The organism is Dietzia sp. DQ11-44 (assembly GCF_014145205.1).
Lineage (GTDB): Bacteria > Actinomycetota > Actinomycetes > Mycobacteriales > Mycobacteriaceae > Dietzia > Dietzia natronolimnaea.
The window spans coordinates 1-3,978 of sequence record NZ_JAALEC010000421.1 but is presented as its reverse complement, the minus strand read 5'-3'; the positions used below and the strand labels follow the sequence as shown (position 1 = coordinate 3,978).

The window sequence follows — 3,978 nt, the reverse complement described above, 5'->3', positions numbered from 1 at the left end:
CGACGGGGCGACGGGGCGACGGGGCGCGTCACTTGTCGACCACGAGCCACCCGCCGTGGTGCTGGTCGACCCGGGTCCGCACACCGGAGGCCCGGCCGTCACCGACAGCCGCGATCCGGGCGGCGAGTGACGCCAGCGTGGGGACGTCGAAGGTCCGGACATGGCCGTACTGCGCCACGGCGACGGTCTCGAAGGGCACGGCGATCACCAGGCGTCTCCGCGCCAGACGGAGTGCGTCGCGGACCATGTCCCAGCCGGCGTCCTCGTCCAGATGCTCGAGGACGTGGACGAGGTAGACGGTGTCCGCGGCGGCCGGGGCCAGTGGGGTCGTCCGGGCGTCGAGGCAGACGGGCGTGGGCCGGGCGGCGCCGACGGGTGCGCAGGTCCGGAGCAACCCGAGGACGGAGGGGTCGAGGTCCACGGCGATGGTCCTGACACCCTCGCGGGCGAGCCGCAGGGACAGGAACCCGAAGCAACACCCGATCTCCACCGCGGAGTCGCCGACCATCTCCGCCACCGCCCGGTCGTGCACCGGGGAGAACGGGCAGACGCCGCTGGCCAGTGCCGAGATCGACGACCGGTAGTAGGCGGACCAGCACTCCTCCCAGCTCGCGTCCCGGCAGGTCACGAGCGCGGTCACGGCCCGGTGGAACTCGTCGACGGTGTGCAGGACCCCGGTGGCGAGCAGGTCGCGGGCCATGGCCGGGATCAGCGCCTCGCTGACCTCGTCGTCGTCGAGGTCGTGCCCGATCCGCACCCGACGGTCGTCGGCGATCACGGTGAACGCCCCGAAGCGCCGGCCCGGTCCGCCCCGGATCGCCGAGATCGTCCGGCTCGTCCCGCGGGTCGCTGTGGTCTCCATGGGGGCAGACGGTAGGGCGAGCGGGAGGTCCGCGGCGAGAGGATTCAGTGGATTCCGGCAGGTCGAACGGGTCCGGCCCTGCCCGGTCGGGCAGTGGCCGCACGCGATCGGCTCGGGCCGGCCCGCGTGCAACGTTGCTGCAACCCCGCCGCGCATAGTGTCCTACATCACAGCGACGACCACGGGGGTCGCGCGGAGGAGAAGGAGGGGCACGATGCCCGTTTTCGCACAGCCCGGCGCCGATGGTTCGGTGATGTCCTACAAGAGCCGCTACGACCATTTCATCGGCGGCGAGTGGGTGGCACCCGTCAAGGGCGAGTACTTCGAGAACGTCACCCCGATCACCGGCCAGGTCTTCTGCGAGGTCGGCCGCGGCACGTCCGAGGACATCGAGGCGGCCCTGGACGCCGCGTGGGCCGCCGCCCCCGGGTGGAACGCCACCTCCGCCGCGGAGCGCTCGCTGGTCCTGCTCCGGATCGCCGACCGGATGGAGGAGAACCTCGAGGCCATCGCGCTGGCCGAGTCGTGGGACAACGGCAAGCCGATCCGCGAGTGCCTGGCCGCCGACATCCCGCTGGCGATCGATCACTTCCGCTACTTCGCCGGCTGCATCCGCGCCCAGGAGGGCGGGATCTCGCAGATCGACGAGGACACGGTGGCGTACCACTTCCACGAGCCGCTCGGCGTGGTCGGACAGATCATCCCGTGGAACTTCCCGGTCCTCATGGCGGTGTGGAAGCTCGCCCCGGCCCTGGCCGCGGGTAACTGCGTGGTGCTCAAGCCCGCCGAGCAGACCCCGGCGTCGATCCTGTTCCTCATGTCCGTGATCGGCGACCTGCTCCCGCCCGGCGTCGTGAACGTGGTCAACGGATTCGGCACCGAGGCCGGCAAGCCGCTGGCCTCCAACCCCCGCATCCGCAAGGTCGCCTTCACCGGTGAGACCACCACCGGACGCCTGATCATGCAGTACGCCTCGGAGAACCTCATCCCGGTGACCCTCGAGTTGGGCGGCAAGAGCCCCAACATCTTCTTCGAGGACGTCATGGACGCCGACGACGACTTCCGTCAGGCCGCGCTCGAGGGCTTCGCGATGTTCGGCCTCAACCAGGGCGAGGTGTGCACGTGCCCGTCACGCGCGCTCGTGCAGAGGTCGGTCTTCGACGAGTTCAGCGAGCTCGCGATCGAGCGCACCAACAAGATCACGCAGGGCAATCCGCTCGACACCGACACGATGCTCGGCGCGCAGGCCTCCAATGACCAGTTGGAGAAGATCCTGTCCTACATCGACATCGGCAAGCAGGAGGGCGCGGACGTCCTCACCGGCGGCGGACGAGCGGAGCTCGAGGGCGATCTCGCGGGCGGCTTCTACGTGCAGCCGACCGTCTTCCGCGGCCACAACAAGATGCGGCTGTTCCAGGAGGAGATCTTCGGGCCCGTGCTCTCCCTGAGCTCGTTCACCGACTTCGACGACGCCATGATGATCGCCAACGACACGCTCTACGGCCTGGGCGCCGGCGTGTGGTCGCGCAACGGCACCACCGCCTACCGGGCCGGTCGCACCATCCAGGCCGGCCGGGTGTGGACCAACACCTACCACCAGTACCCGGCCCACGCGGCGTTCGGCGGCTACAAGCAGTCCGGCATCGGGCGCGAGAACCACCGCATGATGCTCGACCACTACCAGCAGACCAAGTGCCTGCTGGTGAGCTACTCGGGCAAGCCGCAGGGCTTCTTCTGAGCCGCGGCGGATCAGAAGAGGAGGGACCGGTCATGGACGACGTCTGCGGACTCCCCTCGGGCGGGAGCGTGCCCATCGCGGCGCGCGCCCTCCCGCCGGAGGGGGCGCCGCCCGGTCTCCCGCCCCGCGTCGTGGTCACCGAGCCGGCCGTCGACCTCATCCGTGAGCTCGTCGGCCGGCACGGCCCGGTGATGTTCCACCAGTCGGGCGGGTGCTGCGACGGGTCGGCACCCATGTGTTACCCCGTCGGTGAGTTCCGAGTGGGACAGCGCGACGTGCTGGTGGGAGAGGTCGACCTCGGCGCGGACGGTCCGTCCGGAGCCGACCGGTCCGAACCACCGGGCGACGACGACGAGGCGCGCACGCCCTCCTCGTCGTCGTCGACCCGGGTGCGCGTGTGGATCTCGGGCACACAGTTCGAGACCTGGAAGCACACGCAGTTGGTGTTGGACGCCGTCCCGGGCCGGGGCTCGGGGTTCAGTCTCGAGAACCCGACCGGCAGGCGGTTCCTGTCGCGGGCCCGGATGTTCGACGCGGCCGAGCAGGAGGCGTTGGCGGCGTTCCCGCCGCGTACGGGAGCGGACCTGGAGGAGTAGGCGCGGGGGCCGGTCCTGGTGCCGCAGTTGGTGATTCGCGCAGATGAGACGGGGTCCGGCGGTAGCATCGGGACATGGATACCGACCGTCCGGCACCCGTTGATCCCCTCGACGCCGAGGTCGAGTTCCTCACGCCCGGGCTGCGCTCGGATCTGCTCGAGCGGTGGAACGAACCGCGGCGTCGCTACCACAACGAGACGCACCTGCGCGCGGTGCTGCGTGCGGTCGACGCCCTGGAGTCGGACGGCGAGGCGTTCGACGGGACCGCCGTCCGGCTGGCCGCGTGGTTCCACACCGCGGTGTTCGACCCCACTGAGTCGGAGAACAACGACAAGTCGGCGGCGTTCACCGAGAAGGCTCTCGATCCGGCCGCCCCCGTCGGCGAGGTGGCGCGCCTCGTGCGGCTCATGGGCGGGCACCGGGTCGAGGCCGGGGACCTCAACGGCGCGGTCCTGTCCGATGCCGATCTCGCGGTCCTGGGGGCCGACCCGGAGACGTACGACACCTACACGCAGGACGTCCGCCACGAGTTCGCGCACGTGCCGGGCGAGCGGTTCGTGGCCGGGCGGATCGCGTCGCTGGAGGCGCTACTCGAGCGGAGATCGGTCTTCCTCACGCGGGCCGGCCGCGACGCGTGGGAGAAGCAGGCGCACGCCAACCTCAACCGCGAACTCGGACTGCTCAGGGCCGGCGCGTCGGCGTAGTCGCCGGTCCCCCGCGCCCCCGCCGGGCCCCCGCCGGGCCCCGCCCGCAGCCGTCGGGAAGAGCGTTCCGCACACATC

The 3,978-nt window shown here is 71.0% G+C and carries 4 protein-coding genes; 3 read left to right on the top strand and 1 reads right to left on the bottom strand.

The window, feature by feature from the left end:
* Positions 1 to 28 precede the first annotated feature (28 nt).
* Entirely contained in the window at positions 29 to 862 is an 834-nt protein-coding gene (gene mftM / locus G6018_RS10925) for a mycofactocin oligosaccharide methyltransferase MftM (RefSeq protein WP_182639592.1), read from the bottom strand.
* Positions 863 to 1,076: 214 nt separating this feature from the next.
* On the opposite strand from mftM, the gene G6018_RS10920 reads away from it, so the two are divergent.
* The 3 genes from G6018_RS10920 to G6018_RS10910 all read left to right on the top strand — a co-directional run bounded on the left by G6018_RS10920 (position 1,077) and on the right by G6018_RS10910 (position 3,900).
* On the top strand, positions 1,077 to 2,600 hold the full coding sequence (locus tag G6018_RS10920) for an aldehyde dehydrogenase family protein (protein ID WP_179524183.1): 1,524 nt from the start codon (positions 1,077 to 1,079) through the stop codon (positions 2,598 to 2,600).
* A 32-nt stretch (positions 2,601 to 2,632) separates the two neighbouring features.
* Positions 2,633 to 3,196, top strand: coding sequence for a DUF779 domain-containing protein (locus G6018_RS10915; RefSeq protein WP_187701046.1), 564 nt, complete (start codon positions 2,633 to 2,635; stop codon positions 3,194 to 3,196).
* Positions 3,197 to 3,270: 74 nt separating this feature from the next.
* Positions 3,271 to 3,900 (top strand): hypothetical protein, encoded by a 630-nt coding sequence (locus tag G6018_RS10910; protein WP_179524185.1) that lies wholly within the window; start codon positions 3,271 to 3,273, stop codon positions 3,898 to 3,900.
* Positions 3,901 to 3,978 lie beyond the last annotated feature (78 nt).

What these genes read in the sequence shown, in the direction of transcription:
- mftM (WP_182639592.1), bottom strand. Translation starts at nt 862, where the DNA reads ATGGAGACCACAGCGACCCGCGGGACGAGCCGGACGATCTCGGCGATC.
- G6018_RS10920 (WP_179524183.1), top strand. Translation starts at nt 1,077, where the DNA reads ATGCCCGTTTTCGCACAGCCCGGCGCCGATGGTTCGGTGATGTCCTAC.
- G6018_RS10915 (WP_187701046.1), top strand. Translation starts at nt 2,633, where the DNA reads ATGGACGACGTCTGCGGACTCCCCTCGGGCGGGAGCGTGCCCATCGCG.
- G6018_RS10910 (WP_179524185.1), top strand. Translation starts at nt 3,271, where the DNA reads ATGGATACCGACCGTCCGGCACCCGTTGATCCCCTCGACGCCGAGGTC.